This window comes from Paraburkholderia franconis (assembly GCF_009362735.1).
Lineage (GTDB): Bacteria > Pseudomonadota > Gammaproteobacteria > Burkholderiales > Burkholderiaceae > Paraburkholderia > Paraburkholderia franconis.
Genome location: NZ_WHNP01000042.1, coordinates 34,832 through 58,083, shown reverse-complemented (window position 1 = coordinate 58,083; position 23,252 = coordinate 34,832). Strand labels below are relative to the sequence as shown.

At 61.7% G+C, this 23,252-nt stretch carries 22 protein-coding genes and 1 pseudogene; 15 read left to right on the top strand and 8 right to left on the bottom strand.

Annotated elements, in window-relative coordinates; all coding sequences use genetic code 11:
• Positions 1-54 precede the first annotated feature (54 nt).
• Genes GCT13_RS32075 through GCT13_RS32065 form a run of 3 tightly spaced genes read left to right on the top strand, consistent with a single transcriptional unit; the run spans position 55 to position 3,613 of the window.
• The gene (locus GCT13_RS32075) at positions 55-1,398 is read left to right on the top strand and encodes a tetratricopeptide repeat protein (protein ID WP_152765039.1); all 1,344 of its coding nucleotides are present in this window, start codon (positions 55-57) and stop codon (positions 1,396-1,398) included.
• Entirely contained in the window at positions 1,395-2,708 is a 1,314-nt protein-coding gene (locus GCT13_RS32070) for an MFS transporter (RefSeq protein ID WP_152765053.1), read from the top strand. Before GCT13_RS32075 ends, GCT13_RS32070 begins: the two co-directional genes overlap by 4 nt.
• A complete protein-coding gene (locus tag GCT13_RS32065) occupies positions 2,702-3,613 on the top strand; it encodes a LysR family transcriptional regulator (protein ID WP_152765037.1) in 912 nt (303 codons plus the stop codon). Before GCT13_RS32070 ends, GCT13_RS32065 begins: the two co-directional genes overlap by 7 nt.
• Positions 3,614-3,798: 185 nt before the next feature.
• On the opposite strand, the gene gcvA is transcribed toward GCT13_RS32065, so the two are convergent.
• Complete coding sequence (gene gcvA, locus GCT13_RS32060) at positions 3,799-4,713, bottom strand: transcriptional regulator GcvA (protein WP_152765035.1); 915 nt, start codon at positions 4,711-4,713, stop codon at positions 3,799-3,801.
• Positions 4,714-4,859: 146 nt separating this feature from the next.
• On the opposite strand from gcvA, the gene GCT13_RS32055 reads away from it, so the two are divergent.
• The 8 genes and pseudogenes from GCT13_RS32055 to GCT13_RS32020 all read left to right on the top strand — a co-directional run bounded on the left by GCT13_RS32055 (position 4,860) and on the right by GCT13_RS32020 (position 10,744).
• On the top strand, positions 4,860-5,639 hold the full coding sequence (locus GCT13_RS32055) for an SDR family NAD(P)-dependent oxidoreductase (protein WP_152765033.1): 780 nt from the start codon (positions 4,860-4,862) through the stop codon (positions 5,637-5,639).
• A gap of 28 nt (positions 5,640-5,667) precedes the next feature.
• Positions 5,668-5,949, top strand: coding sequence for a hypothetical protein (locus GCT13_RS32050; RefSeq protein WP_152765031.1), 282 nt, complete (start codon positions 5,668-5,670; stop codon positions 5,947-5,949).
• A gap of 63 nt (positions 5,950-6,012) precedes the next feature.
• Positions 6,013-6,357, top strand: a complete 345-nt coding sequence (locus GCT13_RS32045) for a carboxymuconolactone decarboxylase family protein (RefSeq protein ID WP_152765029.1) — start codon at positions 6,013-6,015, stop codon at positions 6,355-6,357.
• Between the two features lie 71 nt (positions 6,358-6,428).
• Positions 6,429-7,109 carry a cupin domain-containing protein gene (locus GCT13_RS32040; RefSeq protein ID WP_152765026.1) on the top strand — a complete coding sequence of 227 codons (681 nt, stop codon included), beginning with the start codon at positions 6,429-6,431 and terminating at the stop codon, positions 7,107-7,109.
• Positions 7,110-7,112: 3 nt separating this feature from the next.
• Positions 7,113-7,523, top strand: coding sequence for an NAD(P)-binding protein (locus GCT13_RS32035; RefSeq protein WP_407670890.1), 411 nt, complete (start codon positions 7,113-7,115; stop codon positions 7,521-7,523).
• Positions 7,462-7,956, top strand: a pseudogene (locus GCT13_RS32030) (zinc-binding dehydrogenase); the annotation flags it as partial. The gene GCT13_RS32035 and the pseudogene GCT13_RS32030, both read left to right, overlap by 62 nt.
• A 116-nt stretch (positions 7,957-8,072) precedes the next feature.
• Positions 8,073-9,404, top strand: a complete 1,332-nt coding sequence (locus tag GCT13_RS32025; protein ID WP_152765024.1) for an MFS transporter — start codon at positions 8,073-8,075, stop codon at positions 9,402-9,404.
• Between the two features lie 203 nt (positions 9,405-9,607).
• The gene (locus GCT13_RS32020; RefSeq protein WP_152765051.1) at positions 9,608-10,744 is read left to right on the top strand and encodes a branched-chain amino acid ABC transporter substrate-binding protein; all 1,137 of its coding nucleotides are present in this window, start codon (positions 9,608-9,610) and stop codon (positions 10,742-10,744) included.
• A 5-nt stretch (positions 10,745-10,749) separates the two neighbouring features.
• On the opposite strand, the gene GCT13_RS32015 is transcribed toward GCT13_RS32020, so the two are convergent.
• A complete protein-coding gene (locus tag GCT13_RS32015; RefSeq protein ID WP_152765022.1) occupies positions 10,750-11,229 on the bottom strand; it encodes an Lrp/AsnC family transcriptional regulator in 480 nt (159 codons plus the stop codon).
• A gap of 151 nt (positions 11,230-11,380) precedes the next feature.
• Between GCT13_RS32015 and GCT13_RS32010 the strand changes: the two genes are divergently transcribed.
• The 4 genes from GCT13_RS32010 to GCT13_RS31990 all read left to right on the top strand — a co-directional run bounded on the left by GCT13_RS32010 (position 11,381) and on the right by GCT13_RS31990 (position 16,888).
• Positions 11,381-12,544 (top strand): M20 aminoacylase family protein, encoded by a 1,164-nt coding sequence (locus tag GCT13_RS32010; protein WP_152765020.1) that lies wholly within the window; start codon positions 11,381-11,383, stop codon positions 12,542-12,544.
• A gap of 17 nt (positions 12,545-12,561) precedes the next feature.
• Positions 12,562-13,818, top strand: coding sequence for a Zn-dependent hydrolase (locus GCT13_RS32005; RefSeq protein WP_152765018.1), 1,257 nt, complete (start codon positions 12,562-12,564; stop codon positions 13,816-13,818).
• 51 nt (positions 13,819-13,869) lie between these two features.
• Positions 13,870-15,099, top strand: a complete 1,230-nt coding sequence (locus GCT13_RS32000; RefSeq protein WP_152765016.1) for a diaminopropionate ammonia-lyase — start codon at positions 13,870-13,872, stop codon at positions 15,097-15,099.
• Positions 15,100-15,715: 616 nt separating this feature from the next.
• On the top strand, positions 15,716-16,888 hold the full coding sequence (locus tag GCT13_RS31990) for a branched-chain amino acid ABC transporter substrate-binding protein (protein WP_152765014.1): 1,173 nt from the start codon (positions 15,716-15,718) through the stop codon (positions 16,886-16,888).
• Positions 16,889-16,994: 106 nt separating this feature from the next.
• On the opposite strand, the gene GCT13_RS31985 is transcribed toward GCT13_RS31990, so the two are convergent.
• The 6 genes from GCT13_RS31985 to GCT13_RS31960 all read right to left on the bottom strand — a co-directional run bounded on the left by GCT13_RS31985 (position 16,995) and on the right by GCT13_RS31960 (position 23,238).
• Entirely contained in the window at positions 16,995-17,747 is a 753-nt protein-coding gene (locus GCT13_RS31985; RefSeq protein WP_152765011.1) for a FadR/GntR family transcriptional regulator, read from the bottom strand.
• Between the two features lie 172 nt (positions 17,748-17,919).
• Positions 17,920-18,672 (bottom strand): SDR family NAD(P)-dependent oxidoreductase, encoded by a 753-nt coding sequence (locus tag GCT13_RS31980; protein ID WP_152765009.1) that lies wholly within the window; start codon positions 18,670-18,672, stop codon positions 17,920-17,922.
• Between the two features lie 33 nt (positions 18,673-18,705).
• Positions 18,706-19,446, bottom strand: a complete 741-nt coding sequence (locus tag GCT13_RS31975; RefSeq protein WP_152765007.1) for an SDR family oxidoreductase — start codon at positions 19,444-19,446, stop codon at positions 18,706-18,708.
• A 32-nt stretch (positions 19,447-19,478) separates the two neighbouring features.
• Positions 19,479-20,675, bottom strand: a complete 1,197-nt coding sequence (locus GCT13_RS31970) for an NAD(P)/FAD-dependent oxidoreductase (protein ID WP_152765005.1) — start codon at positions 20,673-20,675, stop codon at positions 19,479-19,481.
• Between the two features lie 37 nt (positions 20,676-20,712).
• Positions 20,713-21,546 carry an NAD-dependent epimerase/dehydratase family protein gene (locus GCT13_RS31965; protein WP_152765003.1) on the bottom strand — a complete coding sequence of 278 codons (834 nt, stop codon included), beginning with the start codon at positions 21,544-21,546 and terminating at the stop codon, positions 20,713-20,715.
• 9 nt (positions 21,547-21,555) lie between these two features.
• Entirely contained in the window at positions 21,556-23,238 is a 1,683-nt protein-coding gene (locus tag GCT13_RS31960; protein WP_152765002.1) for a hydantoinase B/oxoprolinase family protein, read from the bottom strand.
• Positions 23,239-23,252: the final 14 nt, after the last annotated feature.

Here is a 23,252-nt window from a genome sequence, read left to right as displayed (position 1 = left end):
GCCGCAGCCGACAGCCGTGCCCGATTGCTAATGAATTTCCGGAGTAACCGATTTATGGGCCGCCTCGACCGCTACGATCTGCCGCTTTCGACGACTTCCGACCTCGCCGCAGAGCGATACCGTACGGGTGTCGACCTGCTGCTGTCGCTGTGGCCGGGCGCCGGGGAAACACTGGAAGAGTCGATCGCTGCCGACCCCGATTTCGCGCTGGCGTACGCCGCCCGCGCGCGCCTGCATGCGATCAGCGTGCAGCCGGCCCAGGCTCGCGCATATATCGCGATGGCGCTCGATCTCGTCGCTCGCAACGGGACCGATCGGGAGCGCAGCCACGTCGACGTGCTGTCGCTCGCCATCAATGGACAGGCGGCCAAGGCGCTCACCGCCGCGCTCGCGCACACCGACCGCTGGCCGCGGGACATCGTCATTCTGTCGATGCCGCTTGGGGCGTTCGGCCTCTTCGCGTTTTCCGGCATGGCCGACCACGACCAGGCACGCGTCGACCTGTGCGAACGCCACGCGAAACACTTCGATGCCGACGACTGGTGGTTCCTGACCTATCGAGGCTGGGCGCACGGCGAAAACGGCGACCTCCAGCTCGGACGCGCGCTCACGCAACGCGCGCTGCAATTGCGGCGACACAACGTGAATGCGGCGCACGCCGTCGCACACGTGCTGTACGAGTCCGGTGCAAACGACGAGGCGCAACAGATGATTACCGGCTGGCTGCCGGAGTATGACAAGACGGGCGTGCTTCACGGCCACATAGCATGGCATAGCGCGCTCATCGCCCTTGAGCGGGCAGACACCGACCGTGCGCTCGCCATCTACAACGAGCATGTCGCGCCGGCTGCGTCGCTCGGCACGCCGATCAACATCGTCAGCGACACCTCATCGTTTCTCTGGCGCATGCAGGCCTACGGCCACGCTGTTCCGTCGGGCATGTGGGAGGACGCCGCAAGGTACGCGTCGGATTACTTCAAGGACGCAGGCTTTCCGTTCGCTGACTTCCACATGGCGCTGGTAGCCGCGGCGACGGGCGACAGCAAAGCCGTCGAACAACGCGTTGCCGTGCTCAGCAGGCTCGTCGACGAAGGCAAGCTCCCGGCTGGCCCCGTCGTCCCGGCGATCTGCCGCGCGTCGTTGGCCTTCGCGGAAGAAAAGTACGCGCTTGCTGCGGAGATCCTCGAGCCGGTCGCGCGAGACGTCGTGCGAATCGGCGGAAGCGGCGCGCAGCGCGAGGTCGTCGAGGACACCTTGCTGGTTGCGCTCATGCGAAGCGGCGAGGCTGGGAAAGCGCACGCGATCCTCAACGAACGGCTGCATCGTCGCCCGTCTCCTCGAGACGAGCGATGGCTCGACCAGTTGCGCAGCGCTCACGCGCCCCTCGCGAATCGATGATCAGGGCGACGGGCGTGCGGAAACGGCTCATTGAAGGGATAGGTCCGGTCGCCGCAATCTCGATCGCACAACTCTTCGGTACTGCACTGTGGTTCAGTGCAAACAGTACTGTCGGCGACCTGGTGAAAATCTGGCAGATCAGCACTGCCGACATCGGTTGGTTGACGAGTGCGGTGCAGCTTGGGTTCATCCTCGGCACACTCATCGTCTCTCTGAGCGGTGCCGCCGATCGTTTTCGCGCGAGCAGGATCTTCGTCTGCAGCGCCGTCGTCGGTGCGCTGTTCAACCTCGGCTTTGCGTGGCTGTCGACCGGTCTCGTGAGTGGTGCGCTCTTCCGGTTCGGCGTCGGTATCTGCCTCGCCGGCATCTACCCGATGGGAATGAAGCTGATCATCGGCTGGGCGCCCAATCGCACGGGGCAAGCGCTCGCGCAGCTTGTCGGGATGCTCATACTCGGCACGGCGCTGCCCCATGCGATGCGAGTGCTGGGAATGGGTCTCTCATGGCAACTGGTCATTTCTGCGTCGTCGTTGCTTGCTGTCGGTGGGGCCGGCATTATCGGCGCGCTCGGCGATGGGCCGCACTCCGTCGTGTCGACCCGTTCTGCGAGCGACAAGGAGACACCGGCGACGTCGCCGCCATCCGTACTCAGCGCGTTTCGCGTTCGCCGGTTTCGGGCCGCGACGCTCGGGTATTTCGGTCACATGTGGGAGCTTTACGCGTTCTGGACCGCCGTACCGCTGCTGCTTTCCCATACCTCTCTGACTAGCGCTTTTCCTGGGCTCAGTGTTTCCGCGATGTCATTCGGTGTGATCGGGATCGGTGCGCTGGGCTCCGTGCTCGGCGGTGTTCTGTCGCGATACCTCGGCAGTGCGAAGGTGGCGATCGGCGCACTCGCGATGTCCGGTCTATGTGGGCTCGTCTTCGCCCTGTGCTGGCGCCACCTGGCTCCCGAAACGATGGCGGTGCTCCTCTTGCTATGGGGCGCGTCGGCCCCCGCTGACTCGCCGCAGTTTTCCGCCCTTGCTGCCGACGCATGTCCGCGCGCGCTGGTGGGAAGCGCGCTCGCGATCCAGAACTCGATTGGCTTTGCGATCACGGTGGTATCGATTGCAGCGACCACCTCGCTTTTCGAACATATCGGGCTCGATGCGATGTGGCTTCTGGTGCCAGGACCGGTGCTGGGTCTGGCCGCGTTTGCGTTCACCTTGCGGAAGGCGGATTCATCGCGAGAGCCGATGCAGTGCACCGGTAGCGTCGATCGCCCGCGAAGCACCGAAGCATGCGCTGATGGAGAACAGGAATGCTAGACCTCCAATACCTCTCGATCGTGATGGAAGTGGATCGTCTCGGCAGCGTGACCGCGGCCGCCGACCGGTTGAATGTGACGCAGTCGGCGCTCTCTCATATGGTTCGAAAATTCGAAGAGCGGCACGGCGTCAAGCTCTGGACCAAGAACGGCCGCGGACTGCGATTCACACACGCCGGCGAATATCTGCTTGGCCTCGCTGGGCGTGTGCTACCGCAGATGGAGCACGCGGAACGGACGCTGACGAATTTCGCGGAGGGTCGCCGCGGAGCGCTGCGCGTGGGCATGGAATGTCATCCGTGCCAGAAATGGCTTACCCGGCTCACGCCGCACTATCTCGCCGCGTGGCCCGATGTCGATTTCGACGTGCGCACCGCATTCCGTTTTGACGGCGTTGCCGCGCTGCTTGGGTACGAAATCGATCTGCTCATCACGCCCGACGCGATCGACGTGCCGGACATCACGTTCTCTCCCGTCATCGACTATGCGTTGATGCTGGTGGTGCCGGAGTGCCATCCGCTCGCGACACGCGAGTTCGCTGTGCCTCAGGACCTGATGAGCGAGGAACTGATCACGGTTCCCGTGAGCAAGGAGCGCCTCGACATCTTCACGCGCTTTCTGGTGCCCGCGCACTGCAAGCCGAAATTTCATCGGACGGCCGAGCTGACTGAACTGATGCTGCAACTGGTTGCAGCCGGTCGTGGCATCGCCGTCTTGCCGGACTGGCTCGTGGCGGAGGAGGGGAGCGGGCTGCCTGTACGGACCGTCCGGCTCGGCGAACATGGCTTGAGCAAGAGCATCAATGTCGGGGTTCGCAAGGGCGAAGAAGATGTCGCCTATATCGCCGGGTTTCTGACGATGGCGCACGATCTCTGGGCACCTGCGCAACGGAGGGTGGCCGGCTAAACGGATCTGGAATGACGCAATGAATACAGAAGCCTCGCAACGGAGCGGTTCGCCGCACGAGACAGCCGATGCCGGTAGCAACATCGCGAGACTGACGCGATCGCGCAAGCGCTGGCAGGCGCCAATTCGACGGTCGTGTATCCACAAAGTGGTCACTCGATATGAGGGCCAACGTACTTCGTATGTCAGTCGACGCAAGCCTCGCCAAGGAGCCAATCGCGAAACGCGACAAGTCTCGGCAACGCAGCACACTCCTTCCGGTAGACGACGTAATACGCGAGCACCGACGGCCGCACGATATCTGGAAACAGGCGAACGAGACGCCCGGCGGCGAGATCGTCACGCACAAGGACACTACGCGCTAGCGCGACTCCTCGGCCATCTATCGCGGCTTGCAACACGGCGGCAGAATTGTTGATTTTCAACCCGGATCGAGCCGCGATTGCTTTCTTTCCAACGGTTTCGAGCCACGCATCCCAGGTGACGAATCCGATCTGACGATCGACGGAGAGATCGTCTATCAGTGTCAGCCCGGCCAGGTCTGCCGGGCCGCGCAAGCGGCGATGCTTGTCGAGAAACGCCGGTGAGCACACGGGAAAAACCTCTTCGTCCATCAGTTTCTCGGCCTCCAATCCTGGCCAGTTCCCCGCGCCGTAGCGGACTCCGATATCAATCCCCTGGGTCGCAAAATCCATCAGCTTCAGGCTGGTGTCGAGACGCACGTCGGTTTCCGGCCAGGCGCTCTGGAAGCGGTCAATGCGCGGCAGCAGCCATTTCGCGGCAAACGCCGGACTGACGGTCACCGTCAGCACGCCCACAGCCGAGCCTTCCTTGAGTCGCGCGAATCCCAGGTTTAAACGATCGAACCCATCGCGGATGTCGGGCAGTGCCCGTAGGGCAACATCCGTTGGCACAAGACGCGCTCGCCCGCCGCTGCCGCGATGGAACAGCGGCACACCCAGCCATTCTTCGAGGCTGCGAACGAGTTGGCCGACGGCAGCGGGCGTGACGTTCAGTTCCAGTGCGGCAGCAGAAAAGCTCTGATGGCGCGCGCTCGCCTCAAAGGCGCGCAGCGCGTTCAGGAAAATCGGAGCGCTCATAGATAGAAAAGATTTTCTTTCAATGACGAACAGAATATCTCGTTTGTGAATGTGGTGCTGGGTGGCGAGAATACTTCCATGAATTGGCAGCGTCGGCAGAAGTCATGTTGCTTGGTTCCAGTCTTTCATCCTTTCCGGGAGCAGTCATGGGTAATAGTTTTTCTTCCAAGGTCGCCATCATCACGGGCGGCGGCTCGGGCATCGGTAAAGAAGTCGCCGCCCGCCTTGTGAACGCCGGCGCCAACGTGGTCATTGGCGGCCGTGACGAGGCCAAGCTCAAGCAGGCGGCGGCGGATATCGACCCGACCGGCACACGAGTGCGTGCCCATGTGGGCGACATCGCCCGGCCCGCCACTGCGACGGCGCTGGTCGACCTGGCGACGCAGGCGTTCGGCGGCGTCGACATTCTTGTCAACAACGCGGGCGTGTTCCGCCCCAAGGCATTTCTCGACGTGAACGAGTCCGAGTACGACTGGTTTCTCGACACGATCCTCAAGGGCAAATTCTTCATGGCGCAGGCCGCGGCGAAGGCGATGCAGCTGCGCGGTGGTGGCGCCATCGTGCAGACAGGCTCGCTTTGGGCCCTGCAGGCCATCGGGGCGACGCCTTCGGCTGCGTACTCTGCCGCGAATGGCGGCGTACACGCGTTGACGCGCAACCTTGCCCTCGAACTGGCGACCTCGAACATCCGGGTCAATACGGTCGCACCGGCCGTGGTGGAAACGCCCGTCTACAACACGTTCATGACGGACGAACAGGTCAAGGAATCCTTGCCGGCATTCAATGCCTTTCACCCGCTTGGTCGCAATGGCCAGCCGGCCGACGTCGCCGAGGCGATTCTGTTCCTGGCTTCTCCGGGCGCGTCGTGGATTACGGGCACCGTCCTCTCCGTCGACGGCGGCGTGATGGCGGGTCGCCAGGCCTGATCAACCCTTCCATGACAGGAGCCGAGAAATGGTCTATCTGCAAATCACCCTGAAGATCGCCGCTGCTAACCGTAACGCTGCCGCTGGCGTCTATCAGAAGTACAAGGCAGCATTCCTCAATACGACCGCGGGCGCGAAGTCGAAGGAGCTGCTGGTACGCGAGCAGGACGTGCAGGTGTTGCACGGCTTTGACACCGAGGAGAACGCGAAGGCCTACCTGGAGAGCGCGTTGTTCAGCGCCGATGTGGTCGGCGGTCTCAAGCCGCTGCTGGACAGCGTGCCGGACGTGCGCATCTACCAGGCCGCATAACACCCGTTCTACTGCGCGCCGAGCAACGGCGCGAGCCCTCACATAGCCACTGGACACAACGCCATGATGCAAGACTGGAATACCTATCGCGACGCGCTGCGGGAGCGCGTGAACGAATACGCCACGCTCACTCCCGATGTGGTGCGTGGTTTGATGACGATCGAAGGCGCCGCCGTGAAGACCGGCAAGCTGGAGCCCAAGATCCATGAGTTGATCGCGCTGGCCGTGGCGGTCACGACGCGCTGTGACGGCTGCATCACTGTGCATACCAGGAAAGCGGTCGAGCACGGCGCCACGCTGGAGGAGATCTCCGAAGCGCTGGGCGTCGCGATTGCGCTGAACGCAGGCGCTGCGCTGACGTACTCGGCGCGCGTTCTCGACGCACACGCTGCGTTGCCGGACAAATAGTCCATCCGAGGCCGGCGGCTGAGGCTCTTGTAGCAATCGGCCGCCGGCCTCCCGTTCATGGAGGAAACGCGATGCACGTCAACGCGGACTTCTCGCGCCGCGCTGTCGTCGCGGCCGATCAATACCAATGGGTTGCCTCGCCACAGAGCGGGGTCGAGCGCGTGATGCTCGACCGGCTGGGCGGCGAGACGGCTCGTGCCACGAGCATCGTGCGATACGCTTCGGCCTCGTCTTTTCCGCAGCACCGGCACCCAGACGGCGAGGAGATCCTCGTGCTGTCCGGCACGTTCTCGGAGGAGAATCAGCACTATCCGGCCGGATGGTATCTGCGCAATCCGCCTGGGTCGTCGCATCAGCCCTTCAGCGATGGAGGCGCAATCATTTTCGTCAAGCTCGGGCAGATGTCGCCTGGGGACGACTGCTCCGTGCGTATCGACACACGCAACCCGTCTTGCTGGGAACGACGCTCGGGCCGTGAAGTTTGCCCGCTGTTTGCGGATGCCTCCGAACAGACCGTCCTGGTACGTCTCGATCCGGACGAGCCGCTTTTCGCGAACGCAGTCGATAGCGCCGAACTGCTGGTGCTAACCGGCGAACTGTGCGGCGAACTGTGGACCGACGGGCGGCAATACGTTCGAGATAGCTGGTTGCGTCTGCCTGCGGGCGAATATCCCGACCTCGTGGCTGGCGCGCATGGCGCCACCCTGCATCTGAAGACGGGCCATCTCGCCGGTCTTGCGGCGGGCGGATAACCCATGTCGACTGCACACATCGCGATCATCGGCGGCGGCCTCAGTGGGTTGTATGCCGCCTTTCTGCTCGAACGGCATGGCCTCAGGGACTACGTACTCCTTGAGGCGCGCGATACATTCGGCGGCCGGATTGAGTCCGTTCCTGCCAACGGGCCGATGGTTGCAGGCACCGGGAGCGTAACGGAAGATCCTCACCGTTTCGACCTCGGACCGGCGTGGTTCTGGCCTGCGTTACAGCCTCAGCTGGACCGACTTGTCCGCGACCTGGGACTGGAGCGCTTCGAGCAGCACGAAGCGGGCGACATGATGGTTGAACGTTCGCCGCACGAGCGGCCAGCGCGAATCCGTGGTCATGGCCCTTCAGTACGCGCGTCGCATGGGTTTCAAGGTCGTTGCGGTCGGACGCGGCACTGACATCGCTGCCGATGCGCGATCACTCGGCGCGCATGTCTATATCGACACGAACCAGGAAGACGCGGCAGCGAGGCTCCAGGCGATGGGTGGTGCGAAGGCCATCGTGACGACCATCGGCAACACCGCCGTAGTGTCCGCGCTGTTGCGGGGGCTTGCGCCGCAGGGCCGGCTGATCGTGCTCGGTGTGGGCAAAGACCCGCTGCCCATATCGACCGGCCAGCTAGTCGTCGGCGAGCGCAGCGTCGCGGGATCGATCACCGGCTCACCCTATGAGAACGAGAAAACGCTGAACTTCAGCGTGCTGACGGGCGTGCGTCCGATGATCGAGACGATGCCACTGGAGAACGCGTTCATCGCCTACCAGAGGATGAAGCGCGGCGACGTCAAATTCCGGATGGTCCTGACCATGGGGCAAACGCGCGACGTGCGCTAACGACGACCTGTGGCAACCGGTCATCGTTCATGCCAGCAAAGCCGGATGGGGTTTCGAGTCCAGTGCCCGGCGGACGCTGCTTCGGATCGGCGGCGAGCCGCACCAACTTGAATCAAATGTCATACATCAACGCGGACACTCTCACTGAGGCGGCATCGTCGCCCCTTTACCCTCAAGCAAGGGGCAATGTCGCAAGACTGACCATCGCGCAGGCGCTCGCCGGCGCGAACTCGACCGTCGTCTACGCAACAGGCGCAATCGTCGGCAACACGCTGGCACCCAGTCATGCGCTGGCGACCCTGCCGATCTCGATCTTTGTGGTGGGGATGGCGGCCTGCTCGTTACCTGCAGGGGCCATGGCCCAACGTCACGGTCGCCGCGTCGCCTTCCTGATCGGGACCGGATTTGGCGTGCTTGTCGGCTTGCTCGCGGCTTTGGCGGTTGTGCTGGGCTCCTTCTGGCTATTCTGCGCGGCGACGTTCTTCGGCGGCGCGTATGCCGCTGTGGTCCTTTCCTTCCGTTTCGCGGCCGCGGACTGTGTGCCGCCGGAGCGGAGTCCTCGTGCGCTGTCCCTGGTCATGGCGGGCGGCGTGCTCGCCGGAGCAATAGGGCCACAACTCGTCATCCACACCATGTATCTGTGGGCACCTTACACGTTCGCGGCGACTTTCCTGGCGCAAGCGGCCGTCGCTGCGTTGTCCGCACTCATCCTGCTTGGCGTTCGTCTTCCAATGCCGGCGGCGTCAGAGGCAGCGGGCGGCCGTCCGATCGGCGTCATTGCCCGCCAGCCCCGGTTCGTGACTGCCGTCATCTGCGCGGTCGTCTCGTACCTGCTGATGAACTTCCTCATGACGGCGGCACCACTGGCCATGCAAATGTGCGGCCTGTCACAGGCGTCGTCCAACCTCGGCATTCAGTGGCACGTCATCGCGATGTACGCTCCAGGCTTCTTTACCGGGCGGCTGATTACGCGCTTCGGTGCGCACCGGGTGATCATCGCCGGCCTGGCGCTCACAGCCCTCTCGGCAGCAGTCGGCATGTTGGGCATCGATGTCGCGCATTTCTGGCTCACGCTTATCCCGCTCGGCATCGGGTGGAACTTCGGGTTTGTGGGCGCATCGGCTCTCGTGCTCGAGTGTCATTACCCGGAAGGAAAGGCCCGCGTGCAGTCGCTCAATGATTTCGTCGTATTCGGGACGATGGCGTTCGGCTCGTTCCTGTCGGGTGGCCTGCTGACGGCATATGGATGGGGCACGGTGCTTCGGCTGTCATTTGTTCCGCTCGTACTGGCGTCCTCGTTCTCGCTGGCTCGTCTGCGGCGCGCAGCCGTGGGACACCGGGGTGATCAATGCGCCACGTTCCGGGTGTCTGACTTCGGCACGAGGGGTAGCCCGGGTATCTGCGTCGCCTCGATAGCGGGGCAAAGGATCAGGCTGCCTGGATACTGAGGCTGCCCGGAGAGGACGCATCGAGAAAAATTATCGAAAAGTGTCCGCATCTCGATCGAAATTTGCAGAAAGGTCCTCGCGCCTGATTTTGGCTACTGTGCGGCGTCGTTACGATGGTTACAGGGCGGGCGCAGTGTTGCCGAGCCCAACGGGTCGCGGATTCTGTCGATCCGATCCACAGCCAACCTATCGTGAGTACGACCATGCAATTATCCCGACCGACGATATGCCTCGCGTCTCTGATGCTTTTCCTGCAACCTCTCACGGCTCACGCAGATCTGACGGTAAAGATCGGGCAGGTTTCCCCTCTGACTGGCGAACTCTCCCACATCGGGAAGGACGACGAGAATGGTGTGCGGCTCGCAATCGAAGATCTGAACAACAGAAAGGTCCGCATTGGCGGGCAAAACGTTACGTTCGTGCTCGACTCGCAGGACGATGCGGCCGATCCCAAGACGGCAGTGACCGTCGCGCAGAAACTGGTGGACGATGGTGTGGCGGGTGTTGTTGGACATGCGAACTCCGGGACATCGATACCCGCTTCCAAAATTTACTCGGATGCAGGCGTTCCGATGATCACCGAATCGGCGACCAATCCGAAGCTCACGCAGCAAGGATTCACGAATGTGTTCCGTATGGTTGCGAATGATGTGAGACAGGGTTCGGTCATCGGCGCGTATCTGGTCCACGATCTTGGCGCGCACAAGGTTGCCATCGTCGATGACCGCACGGCGTACGGTCAAGGTCTTGCCGATGAGATCGAAAAGTCAGTCAAGGCTGCCGGAGGCAACGTAGTCGCCCGTGAATTTGGCACCGACAAGACAACGAACTGGATGGCGATTCTCACGACCATCAAGAGCCGTCAACCAGAAGGTATCGCTTTCACGGGTGGCGACACGCAAGCTGCGGCATTTGTGCAGCAGGCGCAAAAGCTTGGGTTGAAGGTCAAGTTCATTGCCGGCGATGAAGCGTGTACCCCGCAGTTCATCAAACTGGCCGGTGCGTCGATGAACAACGATACCTATTGCACGCTGGCGGGTGTGCCGCCCGCAAAGATGCCGCAAGGACCCGAATTCTTCAAGCGCTATCAGCAGCGCTTTGGTGTTCCCGTGCAGCTATACGCTCCTTATGCCTATGACGCGGTACTCGCAATGGCCGACGCAATGCAGGCTGCCGGGTCGACCGACCCGAAGGTGTATCTCCCGAAGCTGCGCGCTTCGAAGCTGGACGGCGTGACAGGCTCCATCCAGTTCGACGAGAAGGGGGATATCCGTAACGGCGCAATTACCGTTCGCCAGTTCGACCAGGGCAACTGGACCGACAGGTCAGTAGTCCGTTGATTGCGTCACCCGCCCTCGGAAGCCACGGGTACACCGAGCCCCACCTTCACGCTGCTCATGCTCACCAGCGTCTTGAAGCGTTTGACGTTGTTGTTTGAGAAGAACAGTTGCCGCGTGAGGGCCGTGTACTCCTCCATGTTGCGAACCGTCAGTATCAGCACGAAGTCCCATTCACCCGCAACGTAGTAGCACTGCTGGATTTCCGGGCACTGCGCGAAGGTGCGTTTCATCGAGTCGAGCAGATCGATCTGCTCGCTCTCGACCTCGACCGTCGCGATGATCGTCAGCGGATAGCCGACCTTCTCGGGCGCGACGATGGCGGCGTAGTTACGAATGACGCCTTCGTCCGACAGGCGTCGCAATCTGCGATTGACGGCAGCCGTAGACAGGTTGACGCGTGCGCCGAGTTCGTTTTGAGGGATTTGCGCGTCGCGTTGGACTTCCATCAACAGCTTCAGATCAAAGTCGTCGAGGCTGAGTGTCATGGTTTTGCAGCCAGAAGGTCGAAACAAAGATATTTTTGCACGAGAGCTACCGATTTAGAGACTTTTTCCAGCCCCGCAAACAATACTATTTCCGTAGCCGACATGCTCGATATGCGCATTCCGCGAACTTCATAAGCAAGGGTGTCCGACTATGGAAAGCACGCTGCAGGGCCAGCTGAAGAGCTGGCGTCAGTATTTGCATCAACATCCCGAGACTGGCTTCGAGGAAGTCAATACGTCCGACTACGTGGCGAATATTCTAAGGACGCTGGGACTGGAGGTTCACCGCGGCATCGGCGGAACCGGACTCGTTGCCAACCTGACGGTCGGAGACGGGAAGCGAGCTATCGGCCTGCGCGCCGATATGGACGCGCTGAACATCGCCGAGCAGGCGCCCGATCGGGAGCATGCTTCGCGTACTGCCGGAAAGATGCACGCGTGCGGGCACGACGGGCATATGTCGATGATTCTAGGGGCGGCTCGACTCCTTGCCGAGCGGCGCGACTTCAACGGCACTGTCCGCTTCATCTTTCAGCCGGCAGAAGAGCATGGCCGAGGCGCGAAGGCGATGATGGCCGACGGCCTGTTCGAACGGTTCCCGGTCGATGCGATCTTCGGTGCGCACAACATGCCGGGCATGCGTGCGGGAACCTTTGCAACGCGTCCGGGCGGCATCATGGCAAGTGAAGATAACTTTGTTATTCACATCAAGGGACGCGGTACACACGCTGCCCGTCCTCACATGGGAGTGGACCCGATCGTCATCGCGTCACAGATCGTGATGGCATTGCAGACCGTCGTTTCGCGCAATCTCGACCCGAGTCTGCAGGCAGTGATTTCCTGTACGGAATTCATCACTGACGGCCTGAGAAACGTCATTCCGTCGAATGTCACCATCAAGGGCGATACGCGAAGCTATTCGCGCGAAGTGCAAACGCTGCTCGAGACGCGCATGCGCGAAGTATGCGAAGGCATCTGTCGCACGCACGGTGCCGATTGCACGTTCGAATACACGCACGAATTTGCTCCGACGGTGAACTCGGAGCAGTTCGTGGACGTCGCGGTAACAGCGGCGCGCAATGTGGCGGGAAGCGATGGCGTCGACGCCAACATCCAGCCGATGATGATTTCGGAAGACTTTGGCGCGTTCCTGCAGGTCGTTCCCGGCAACTTCACTTTCATCGGCAACGGCGAGTCGGTGGAGAAAGGGGGTATTCCCCTCCACAACGCTACCTACGATTTCAATGACGAAATCCTTTTGACGGGAGCGCGATATTTCGCCGAGATCGCCCGGCTCGAGTTGCCGGTCGGTTGACGATTAAAGGGAAATAAATGAATACGTCTGTACCTTCATCACTGACACTCGACGGCGCGTTCATGATCCAGCAATTGCGCCAGCTCGGCGAAGTGGGCGCCGATCGTGAAGCCGGTGGACGGACGCGCATTGCACTCACAGACGATGAGCGCGCCGGGCGCGATCTCGTCGTCAGATGGATGCGCGAACTGGACCTCGATGTCCGCATTGATCGCATCGGCAACATCTTCGGCACGTTGCGTTCCGATTCGGATGACGGCAGGCAGCGTCCACTGATGATGGGCTCGCACATCGACACGGTGAAAAACGCCGGAGCGCTGGATGGCTGCTACGGCGTGCTGGCGGGGCTCGCGGTCGTGAGAGCTTTTCGTCAGGCAGGCATCGGGCCGCAGCGGTCCATCACCATCGGTGTGTTCACCAACGAGGAAGGCATCCGCTATCAGCCGGATATGATGGGTTCGCTGGTCTACGCTGGCGGCCTGTCCGTTGATGCAGCATTGAACACTATCGGAATCGACGGCACGCGGCTTGGCGACGAACTCGTACGCATTGGCTATGCCGGCGACCTGGAGCCACGCGCAATCGCTCCGCACGAGTATCTCGAACTGCACATCGAGCAGGGCCCGATCCTTGAAGCAGAGAACATCCGCATCGGCGTGGTCGAGAATCTCCAGGGCATCTCGTGGCAGCAGATTACCGTTCAGGGCAATGCCAATCACGCGGGTACAACGCCAACGCGGCTTCGTCATGATGCGGGCTGGGCGGCCGCTGCCGTTTCGACGTTCCTGCGTGAGCTGGCCGTTACTGCCGGCACCACGCTGGCGACAATCGGCATGCTGCGCATCGAGCCGAATGTTATCAACGTGATTCCGCGCAAGGCAGTCTTTACGGTCGATCTGCGTGATCCGGACGAACAGCGCCTGCAGGATGCCGAGCGGCGGCTCGCTGAGTTCCTCGAAGAGGTCGCGGAGAAGGAAGGCGTGAAGATCACGACCGAGCGCCTGGTCCGCTTCGAGCCGGTCGTATTCGATGCAGAACTAGCCGATGCAATTGAAGCGTCGGCAGAGCGCATGGGCTTCACGCATCGCCGGATGACGTCGGGGGCCGGACATGACGCCCAGATGATCGCGCGCATCGCGCCCGCGGCGATGATATTCGTGCCGAGCCGCGGCGGCATCAGCCACAACCCGCGCGAACATACAGACGACGATCAGCTCATCGATGGCGCAAACGTTCTGCTAGACGTCGTGCTCCAGCGCCTCGCGGCGAAGTGAGCGGGATTCCATTCGCCAATTCACATCATTCAATACTGGAGTGTCACGGTCATGTTGGTAGGAAATCCGCGCGCAACGCGCACCTCATATCCCGCTGAGCTGAAGGAGATTCTCAGCATCGAAAAAGCACAGGAGAGCCGCGCATGGCTTTCCTGCTGGGACAAGATTTCGCCCGATGCGACGCCGCTGCGTGAGTTGCCCGGGCTGGCCGCGAGGCTCAAGGTCGGCAGCATCAGCGTCAAGGACGAGTCAGCGCGCTCCGTATTGGGTAGCTTCAAGGCTCTGGGCGCGCCCATTGCACTGGTGCGCCTGATCCAGCGGCTATGGCCGGATCATGATCTCGATGCGCGTGGTCTTTTCGAAGGACGCTATCGGGACCTGCTGACGCACTTCACGGTGGTGAGCGCCACGGACGGCAATCACGGAAAGGGACTGGCTGCTGCCGCGCAAACGCTGGGTTGCCATTGCGTGATCGTGCTGCATGCCAATGTCAGCGTCGAGCGCGAGAAGGCCATTGCCGCGTACGGTGCCGAAATTGTCCGGATCACCGGAAACTACGATGAGTCGGTCGAAGAGGCGGCTCGCCTGGCTTCGCTGAACGGCTGGCACGTCGTTTCCGACACGTCATACGACGGTTACGAAGACATCCCGCGTGATGTGATGCAGGGCTACGGCACGATTGCAGCGGAGATCGTCGAGCAGGGCGACAGTCAGCCGGATCAGCCGGCCTATACACATGTGTTCCTTCAGGGCGGTGTCGGTGGCCTTGCAGCAGGATTGGTCAGTTACCTTTGGGAATTTCATGGCGAGCATCGTCCGCGATTTGTCGTCGTCGAACCGCAGCAGGCCGACTGCCTGTATCAGAGCGCGTTGGCGGGACGCGCTGCACGTGCGACGGGCTCGGTCGACTCCCTGATGGCTGGGCTCGCTTGCGGCGAGACCTCGCCGCTCGCATGGAGGTTTCTCCAACCTGGCGTCGATGACTTCATGACGATCAGCGATGACGATGCAGTGAACGCCATGCGTATTCTGGCTGCCGGCAGCGATACCGACGCACCGATCGTTGCTGGCGAGTCGGGTGTAGCGGGTCTTGCTGGTCTCATCGTATTGCTGCAGGACCAGCAGCTGGCCAGGCAAGTGTGCCTCAATGGCGCTTCCCGCGTATTGCTCGTCAATACTGAAGGCGCGACCGCGCCCGCTACCTATCAGGAACTGGTCGGGGAGTCCGCCGAATCCGTCCTCGAGCGCCAAATGGCCTGGCGCGCCAAGGCGATAGCCTGAGCGAACGCCTGCTCGCCGTCATCGCCATCGCGATGACGGCTTAATTGCCCGGACGACAACGAAGCGCCGCGGCGGCGAGGATCAGTCACGCCCCGCGGACGCGATTCACGAGACACGTTGATGAACGATTAACGTCAACCGAAGTATCGGCCCGGTTACATTGCTCTTTACAGGCTTGGGCTCGATTATCGGCTTCGGATGGCTGCTTGGCGCTTCGCACGCTTCCGGGATTGCGGGCTCGGCCCCATCGTTGCATGGGCCATTGGTGCGGCTGTCGTGCTGGCCATCGCACTGACACTTATGCAGAACCGGGTACGACGTTTCCAGAGGCCTGCACTCCGCTGCCTACCTCGTTGCCGACCCGGACAGGCGCTACATCGATTTTATCGACATCAGCGCAGGGATGTTCCGCCCCCGTTTGACCTGTTCGCCCAATACCCTCGAAAACCCTGGCTCCCGAGCCTTTTTGATCCGTTGACATATGACGTCTCACCTAATACCTTGATGGGCATGACGTCTGGTTCCAATGCATGGCCCGGTGGTCTGACCGGGTTGAGGCGGGCGTGGTCCAGACTGACACCTGTTTTTCAACCTGTCGAAACTCGCAGAGGATCAGATGAACATCCCACATCAACTCAAACGCATTGTGTTCGCCGCGAGCGTGGCCTCAGGGGCATTGCTGGTCGCTCCGGCCGCTCATGCGGGGGACGTGACGATCGGCTTCGCCGCCCCGTTGACGGGGGCATCTGCCCACTACGGGGTCGATCTGAAGCGCGGCGTCGAACTTGCAATCGACGACGCAAACGCGAAAAAGCTCGTGATAGGTGGCCAGCCGGTGCGTTTCGTACTGGATGCGGAAGATGATCAGGGTGACCCGCGCATGGGGTCGCAGGTCGCGCAAAAGATGGTCGACGCGAAGGTCGCGGGAATCGTCGGGCACTTCAATTCGGGCACGAGCATCCCGGCTTCGCGGATCTACTACAACGCCGGTATCCCGATGGTGTCGCCGACGGCAACGAATCCGATGCTCACCTCGCAGGGCTTCAAGACGGTATTTCGCGTCACGAACTCCGATGCACAGATGGGGCAGCTCGCGGGCCATTCAGCCGTGCAGGCGCTGAAGGGCAAAAGCATCGCCGTCATCGACGACAGGACCGCGTTCGGGCAAGGCATGGCAGACGAGTTCGTCAAAGGCGTGGAAGCGGCGGGCGGGAAGATCGTAGATCGTGAGTTTTCGACCGACAAGGCAGTCGATTTCAAGTCCCAGCTCACGCGCATGAAGTCTTTCAGTCCCGACGTCATTTTCTGGGGCGGGCTCGATCAACAGGCGGGCATGCTGATCAAGCAGATGCGGCAGCTCGGCATCAAGGCGACCTTGCTGGGCGGCGGCAGCTTCGAGAACGACACGTTCCTGAAGGTAGCGGGCGACAGCGCGGAGGGCGCTGTTTCGTGGGACTATGGCGTGCCCTTGTCGAAGCTGAAGGCCGGGAAGGATTTCGACAACAAGATGAAGGCGAAGTACAACGAAGGCGTCGTCGCCTATTCGCCTTCAGCGTACGATGCGACGTGGGTGCTGATCAACGCGATGCAGAAGGCGAACTCGACCGACCCGAAGGTCTATGGACCGCTCATCAGATCGGTTGCGTTCGAAGGCGTATCGGGCAATATCGCCTTCATGCAGAACGGCGACATGAAAGACCCCGCCGCGACGTTCTATAAAGTGATTGGCGGAAAGTGGGTGCCGCAGGCGATCGCAATTGGCGACAAGGTCGAGGCATTGCAGAACTGACGGGGCGTCCTGCTCAAGTTAATACGCCGGATGAAACGAAGCGTCACACGACGCATCGTTCGTCCGGCGTTTGTTGTCAAGGAAAGCGCTGACGCGAAGCGCCAATTCACTCGCTGCGCGTGCTCGAGAGATGATGGTACCGTTCGAGACTCTCGTTCAGATGGCGTCGCATCGCGCGCCGCGCCGCGCTCTCGTCCTGCCGTTCAATTGCATCGAGAATGTCGGCGTGCTCGCGCTGAATCCGCCTGATGTACGTCTTGCGTTCCTTGGGGTTCGCTTTCGCGTGCTTCAGACGCAGGTCAATGATGATCTCCTGGCCGAGCGAGCGGAGAATCGAAGCGAAGTGCGGGTTTTCAGAGCAGGTGGCGACGGCCAGATGAAATTCGAAGTCAGCGCGCGCGCATTCAGCGTCGTCATCCGCGGCGACGATTTCCATGCGCGCATACACTTCCTTCAGTGCACGGAGATGTGGCTCTGACCGCCGCTGCGCCGCATAGGCCGCGCACTCCGTCTCGACGCCTATGCGCAGTTCCAGCACATGCATCGAGTTGTGCAGCGTCGTCGTGTCGATGAAACCCGTTTCGCCCGACTGGCTAGGTGCCTCCGAAACGAACACGCCAACACCATGGCGCGCAATCAGCCTGCGCCCCAGCTTGAGCGACGCAACGGCCTCGCGCACAACGGTTCGGCTGACGCCAAATTCACTGCACAGTTCAGGTTCGGTTGGAAGCTTGCCACCCGGCGCGTATTCGCCGCGGTCGATTTTGTCGTTCAGTGCCTGGATGACCAGTTCGGTCAGGCTGCGGCGCTTGCCAGTGCTCGCCGCGTTCTTCAGTAGAGTTTCAGCGTCCAGAGTCATTCCGTGTACTCACACCGGATCAGAGTGCTCTGCATTTCTCGGCTGCAGGCGTACCGCGCCGGCGTGGTGGAACGGGTCTGACCTGCGCCGTATGACATATTATGACTCTACCACAGGCGCGAATGCGTCGTTGCCCGCCCATCAACCGGGCGGGCCGACTGATTGATGAGGCTCAAGCGTAGATATAGCCGCCGCTGACGATGACGTTTTCGCCCGTTGCATAGGTGTTGCGTGCGCTCGCCATCATGACGACCCACTGCGCGATCTCTTCGGGTTCCGCGGCACGTCCCAGCGGATTTGCAGCGGCGAGTTCACCGAGAAAGCCGGCCTTTTTCGCTTTCTCTGTCGCAAAACCTGCGGGCGCAACAGAGTTCACTAGAATGCCGTCCTTCGCGACTTCCTGCGCGAACGATTTCGTCAGACTCACGACGGCGGCTTTGGTCGCCGCATAGTGCGCGTTCTGCGGATGAGCCTTGAACGCATCGACGGACGTAATGTTCACGATGCGTCCCGCGACGTGCGCTTCGACCTTCGGACGGCTGCGCATATGGTCGATCGCGGCGACCATCATGTGATAGGTGCCCTTGATATTGACGGCGTTCTCGAGGTCCCATTCGTCGTCGGAGATTTCGAGGATCGGGCGGCGCGGATAGATCGCCGCGCTGTTGATCAGGCAATCGACACGGCCGAGTGCTTCCAGCGCGTTGCGGAACACTTCCTGCGCGGATTCCTTGCGCCTGATGTCGCCGACCGCGCCGAATACCTGGTGACTTTGCGCCTTCAGCGCGCCCACGGTTTCGTCGAGCAGCGGCCCGTTCTTGTCGATCAGCGCGACGCTTTCAGCACCATCCGCGAGCATCAGCTTTGCGACGGTCAAGCCAAGGCCGGAGGCACCGCCGACGATAACGACTCGTTGATTCTTCATGGTTCGAATATGTCCTGTTTGACGATGCGTTGATTACTTGACGGCGACGATCTGCGAGCCGCCTGCTGCCTGATCGGTCGGGAAAACTTCCATGCGCGAGACGTCGACTGCATCGGGCAGCGAGAGCGCCGTTGCAATCAGTTCCGCGATGTTGTCAGGCTGGATCGAGCGATAGGCGTCGTAGAGCTTTTCGTTCGCGCCTTGCGCGCCGAGTGCGGTGCGATACAGGCTCGTCTGCACGCGGCCGGGCGCAATCTCGGTGACGCGCACTTTCGTGCCGAGCAGATCGCAACGCAGCGAATCGCAGAACATGCTGATCGCGGCCTTGGTCGCGCCATAGACGGCCGTGTTCGGATGCGGAAAACGCCCCGCACTCGACCCGACAAAAAACAGGTGACCGCGCTTGCGTCGGGTCATGCCGTCGAGCGCCATGTGAGCAAGACGCAACGGCGCGCGCAGATTGATATCGATCATGCGGTCGATATCCGTCAGCTCGCACTCGCCGAATTTCGCAATGGCAGGCAGCAGGCCAGCGTTATTCACGACGACGTCGATTTCGACGCGTTCGAACAGATCGCGCAAAGGCGTCGTGTCCTGCAGATCCAGCGCGATCGGCGTGACGTTGCACTCGCTCGCGAGCGCATCGAGCGCCTTTGCATCGCGGCCGAGTGCATAGACGTGCAGCCCGTCTTTGACGAGCCGCTGCGCAACGGCGCGCCCGATGCCGCTCGATGCACCCGTAACCAGTGCGGTCCGGTACAAATGGGAAGTCATGTTTTCAACCTCTGCAAACAGTGATGACGCGTTCAGATCACGCCTTCTTCGAGGAAGGGCTTGTTCTCGACTACGCGCTCATAACCGAGCGGTTTGAGATCGAGTGAACGGTATTGGCCGTAGACGATCAGTTCGCTCAAGCCCCGGCCGATCGCGGGAGACTGCTGCAAGCCATGTCCGCTGAATCCGTTGGCAAACAGGAAGTTCGTGACCTCGGGATGCGGGCCGACGATCGCGTTATGGTCCAGCACGCAGAAGTCATAATGGCCCGCCCACGAATTGACGACCTTGATGGCTTCGAACGCGGGAATGCGTTCGGCGAGGGCGGGCCAGATGATTTCTTCGAACTCGGAATGGATCACGTCGAAGTCGTCGACATCCGCAAGCGGATCGGGGTCGGGGTAGCAGCCCGTCAGGTAGTACTGTCCTTCGGGCCGGAAGAAGATGCCCGTCGTATCGATCGTGAGCGGGACGGTGCCTTGCAGCGGCGTGCGGCAGTCGAATACGAACAGGCAGCGCTTTCTCGGCTCCACAGGAATGTCGAGGCCAGCGAGTCGCGCCATCGCGGGGCCGCGCGTGCCCGCTGCGTTCACCATCAGGCCGCAACTGATGCTCTCGCCGCTCTTGAGCTTGATGCCCTTGATGCTCGCTCCTTCGCGAACCACATCGACCACTTCGTTTTCGATGTATTCGATACCGAGCGAGCGTGCCTTGCGGCGCATGCCTTGAAGCAGCCCATAGCTGTCGAACCAGCCTTCGCCGCTTTGTCCGTAGACGCCGTTCACGAGTCCTTCGGTATTCAGCCACGGAAAGCGGTCTTTCAACTGCGCCTGATCGAGCAGCGCGACATCGGCGCCGTTTTCGCGTTGCGTCGCGTAGTTACGCTCGAACATCGGCGCGCCTTTGGCATCGCCGAGGTACAGGTAGCCGTTTTCCTTGAAACCGAGTTCGGGCGCGTCGCCATCAACTTCCACGAGTTCGTGAAAGTTTCGAATGAACTCGGTGCCGAACTGCGAAATGCGGATGTTCAGCGGATTCGAAAACTGATGCCGGATCGAAGCGCTCGACAGCGCCGTCGCGGATTTCGCGTAAGTCCAGTCCCGCTCGACGACCAGCACCGAGCCGTTGAAGTCCGGGTTCGTCGCGAGAAAGTACGCGGTCGCGCTGCCGACGACTGCGCCGCCCACGATCACCACGTCGTAGTGGTTCTTTGTTGCTTGCTGTGCCATCTCAATGCTTCCAGAAAGTCGATCGGGTCAGCGGCGCTTACCTGTTGTTTGGATCATCTTCGAAGTGGCCGTCGGCAGCGAACTGGCCACCCTGAAAACGCACGGCGGGATGGCGCGGATCGCCGATGGGCGTGTTCGCATAGACTTCGGCGCGATACGCATCGGCGGAATCCTTCGGGTGGTAGCCGAGGTAGCCGGCCTGCGTGTTGTCCCAGAAGTTCGCGCTGTTATTTGAATTGCCATAGACGATCATATGGCCGACGCTCGGCGTCATCAGCGCCTGAATGCACAGGTGCGAGAAGTCGTCGTAGGAAAGCCAGGTGGCCAGCATGCGGCGGTCGACGGGTTTCGGGAAACACGAGCCGATGCGCACGCACATGGACTCGAGCCCGAACTTGTCGAAGTAGTAGCGCGACAGGTTTTCGACGAAGGTCTTGCTCACGCCATACAGGCTGTCCGGGCGTTGCGGCACATTGGCATCGATGGTCTGCGTGCATTCGTAGAAGCCGATCGCATGAACGGAACTCGCGTAGATCACGCGCTTTACGCTTTCCTGGCGCGCCGCTTCGTAGATGTGATAGCTGCCCGCGATATTCGAATCGAGAATGACCTGAAACGTGTTCTCGCGCGGCGCGCCGCCCAGATGGATGACCATGTCGACGCCTTTCATCATGTCGAACACGGCGTTGCGGTCGGCCAGATCGCAGACGAAGTGACGCTCGTTCGCGCGGACTTCGCCGAGCGGCGCGCGGTCGCTGAGCGTCAGTTGTTCTGCGTACGGCCGCAGCGATTCGCGCAGCACAGAGCCGAGCGCGCCCGCGGCGCCCGTGATCAGGATGTTCTTGAACGGAGGCTTGCTGATGTCGGTCATGTCTGTTCCTTACTTTCCTGCCGATGCTTTCAGGGCATCGAGCGTTAGACCGTAGTCGTCGCGCAGTTGCGCTTCGGAGATGTACTCGTTGCGGATGTCGCGCAACAAGGCTTCGCGGTCGCGCTGTTCCGGAGAACCGACGCCGCCGCCGCCCGGCAGGGACAGCGTGACGCGTTCATGCTCGGCGACGGCCTGCGTCCCTTTGCCCTTCATCTTCGTGCCGTCCGACAGTGTGACCCGACCCGGCGCGCCTGACTGGCCGCCCGACTGTCCACGCGCGGGGTGATCGATGCGATCGAACATCGCATTGAAGCGGAAGTAATAGCCTGCGCGCGGCCCGATTTCGACGATCTGGCCGAGGCCGCCGCGCAGCTTGCCTGCGCCGCCCGAGCCCGAGCGCATTTCCTTGCGCCACACGACGATCGGTCCGACCTGCTCGGTGGCTTCGACGGACATCGCATGCACGCCGCTCGGAAACGCAGTGGCGGACAGTCCATCGAGTTCCGCGCGCGCGCCCGTGCCGCCGCTGTTGAACATCAGGATCTCGCTGCCCTTGAGGCCCGAATCTTCATGCACGGGACGCGCGCTGACGTGCAGGTTCCACAGCGCGCCGGAGCCTTCCGCTGGCACGCGGTCCGGCAGGATCTTGTGCAATGCGCCCAGAACGAGGTCGGGCACGAAGTGGCCGAGCACATGGCGAACCGCGACGGGACTCGGGCGTTGCGCGTTCAGGATGCAGCCCGCCGGCGCCGCCACGCGGAACGGTTCCAGCGATGCCGCGTTGTTCGGCACCTCCGGCGCGATGATGCACTTCAGGCCGTAGCATGCGTACGCTTTCGCGTAGAGCAGCGGTACGTTGATGCCGTACGGACTGGCCAGCGAAGAACCGGCGAAGTCCGCCAGCAGGTGATCGTCGCCGACGGTGAGCGTCACGTTGAGCCTGACGGGCGTGTCGTAGCCGTCGAGCGTCATGTCGTTGGTCTGTGTGCCTTTCGGGAGCGCGGCAATGCGTTCGAGCGTTGCTTCGCGGCTGCGCGCCAGAATGTATTCGCCGATCCCTTCGACATCTTTCAGGTCGAACTCCCCGAGCATCTCCAGCAGGCGCTTGTGGCCCGTTTCATTGCATGCCGCCAGCGCGTAGAGATCGCCGACGACCTTGTCCGGCTCGCGCACGTTGTTGCGCAGAATGTTGATCAGATCGCGATTGACGTCGCCGCGCTCGATCAGCTTCATGATCGGCACGAACAGACCTTCTTCGTAGATTTCGCGCGAGTCCGGCCCGAAGCCGCGGCCGCCGATATCTACCACGTGCGCCGTGCTGGCGAAGTAGCCGATCAGTTCGCCATCGTGAAAGGAAGGAGAGACGACTGTGAAGTCGTGCAGGTGGCCCGTGCCTTTCCACGGATCGTTCGTGAGGTAGACATCGCCCTCGTACATCCTGTCGACGCCGATGTCGTTCATGAAGTGCTCGACGGCTTCAGCCATCGTGTTCACGTGCCCGGGCGTGCCCGTCACGGCTTGCGCGAGCATGCGGCCGCGCCTGTCGAATATGCCCGCGGAGAGGTCGCCCGCTTCGCGCACGCTGGTGCTGAACGCAGTACGGATCAGGGCCATCGCCTGTTCTTCCACGACGGAAATCAGGCGGTTCCACATCACCTGCATGTGGATCGTGTCGAGATTGTCAAGGGACATGGTTTGACTCCTGA

What these genes read in the sequence shown, in the direction of transcription:
- GCT13_RS32005 (WP_152765018.1), top strand. Translation starts at nt 12,562, where the DNA reads ATGAATACGTCTGTACCTTCATCACTGACACTCGACGGCGCGTTCATG.
- GCT13_RS32070 (WP_152765053.1), top strand. Translation starts at nt 1,395, where the DNA reads ATGATCAGGGCGACGGGCGTGCGGAAACGGCTCATTGAAGGGATAGGT.
- GCT13_RS31970 (WP_152765005.1), bottom strand. Translation starts at nt 20,675, where the DNA reads ATGGCACAGCAAGCAACAAAGAACCACTACGACGTGGTGATCGTGGGC.
- GCT13_RS31980 (WP_152765009.1), bottom strand. Translation starts at nt 18,672, where the DNA reads ATGAAGAATCAACGAGTCGTTATCGTCGGCGGTGCCTCCGGCCTTGGC.
- GCT13_RS31985 (WP_152765011.1), bottom strand. Translation starts at nt 17,747, where the DNA reads ATGACTCTGGACGCTGAAACTCTACTGAAGAACGCGGCGAGCACTGGC.
- GCT13_RS32040 (WP_152765026.1), top strand. Translation starts at nt 6,429, where the DNA reads ATGCACGTCAACGCGGACTTCTCGCGCCGCGCTGTCGTCGCGGCCGAT.
- GCT13_RS32055 (WP_152765033.1), top strand. Translation starts at nt 4,860, where the DNA reads ATGGGTAATAGTTTTTCTTCCAAGGTCGCCATCATCACGGGCGGCGGC.
- GCT13_RS32000 (WP_152765016.1), top strand. Translation starts at nt 13,870, where the DNA reads ATGTTGGTAGGAAATCCGCGCGCAACGCGCACCTCATATCCCGCTGAG.
- GCT13_RS32025 (WP_152765024.1), top strand. Translation starts at nt 8,073, where the DNA reads ATGTCATACATCAACGCGGACACTCTCACTGAGGCGGCATCGTCGCCC.
- GCT13_RS31960 (WP_152765002.1), bottom strand. Translation starts at nt 23,238, where the DNA reads ATGTCCCTTGACAATCTCGACACGATCCACATGCAGGTGATGTGGAAC.
- GCT13_RS32045 (WP_152765029.1), top strand. Translation starts at nt 6,013, where the DNA reads ATGATGCAAGACTGGAATACCTATCGCGACGCGCTGCGGGAGCGCGTG.
- GCT13_RS32015 (WP_152765022.1), bottom strand. Translation starts at nt 11,229, where the DNA reads ATGACACTCAGCCTCGACGACTTTGATCTGAAGCTGTTGATGGAAGTC.
- GCT13_RS32020 (WP_152765051.1), top strand. Translation starts at nt 9,608, where the DNA reads ATGCAATTATCCCGACCGACGATATGCCTCGCGTCTCTGATGCTTTTC.
- gcvA (WP_152765035.1), bottom strand. Translation starts at nt 4,713, where the DNA reads ATGAGCGCTCCGATTTTCCTGAACGCGCTGCGCGCCTTTGAGGCGAGC.
- GCT13_RS32035 (WP_407670890.1), top strand. Translation starts at nt 7,113, where the DNA reads ATGTCGACTGCACACATCGCGATCATCGGCGGCGGCCTCAGTGGGTTG.
- GCT13_RS32010 (WP_152765020.1), top strand. Translation starts at nt 11,381, where the DNA reads ATGGAAAGCACGCTGCAGGGCCAGCTGAAGAGCTGGCGTCAGTATTTG.
- GCT13_RS31965 (WP_152765003.1), bottom strand. Translation starts at nt 21,546, where the DNA reads ATGACCGACATCAGCAAGCCTCCGTTCAAGAACATCCTGATCACGGGC.
- GCT13_RS31975 (WP_152765007.1), bottom strand. Translation starts at nt 19,446, where the DNA reads ATGACTTCCCATTTGTACCGGACCGCACTGGTTACGGGTGCATCGAGC.
- GCT13_RS32075 (WP_152765039.1), top strand. Translation starts at nt 55, where the DNA reads ATGGGCCGCCTCGACCGCTACGATCTGCCGCTTTCGACGACTTCCGAC.
- GCT13_RS32065 (WP_152765037.1), top strand. Translation starts at nt 2,702, where the DNA reads ATGCTAGACCTCCAATACCTCTCGATCGTGATGGAAGTGGATCGTCTC.
- GCT13_RS32050 (WP_152765031.1), top strand. Translation starts at nt 5,668, where the DNA reads ATGGTCTATCTGCAAATCACCCTGAAGATCGCCGCTGCTAACCGTAAC.
- GCT13_RS31990 (WP_152765014.1), top strand. Translation starts at nt 15,716, where the DNA reads ATGAACATCCCACATCAACTCAAACGCATTGTGTTCGCCGCGAGCGTG.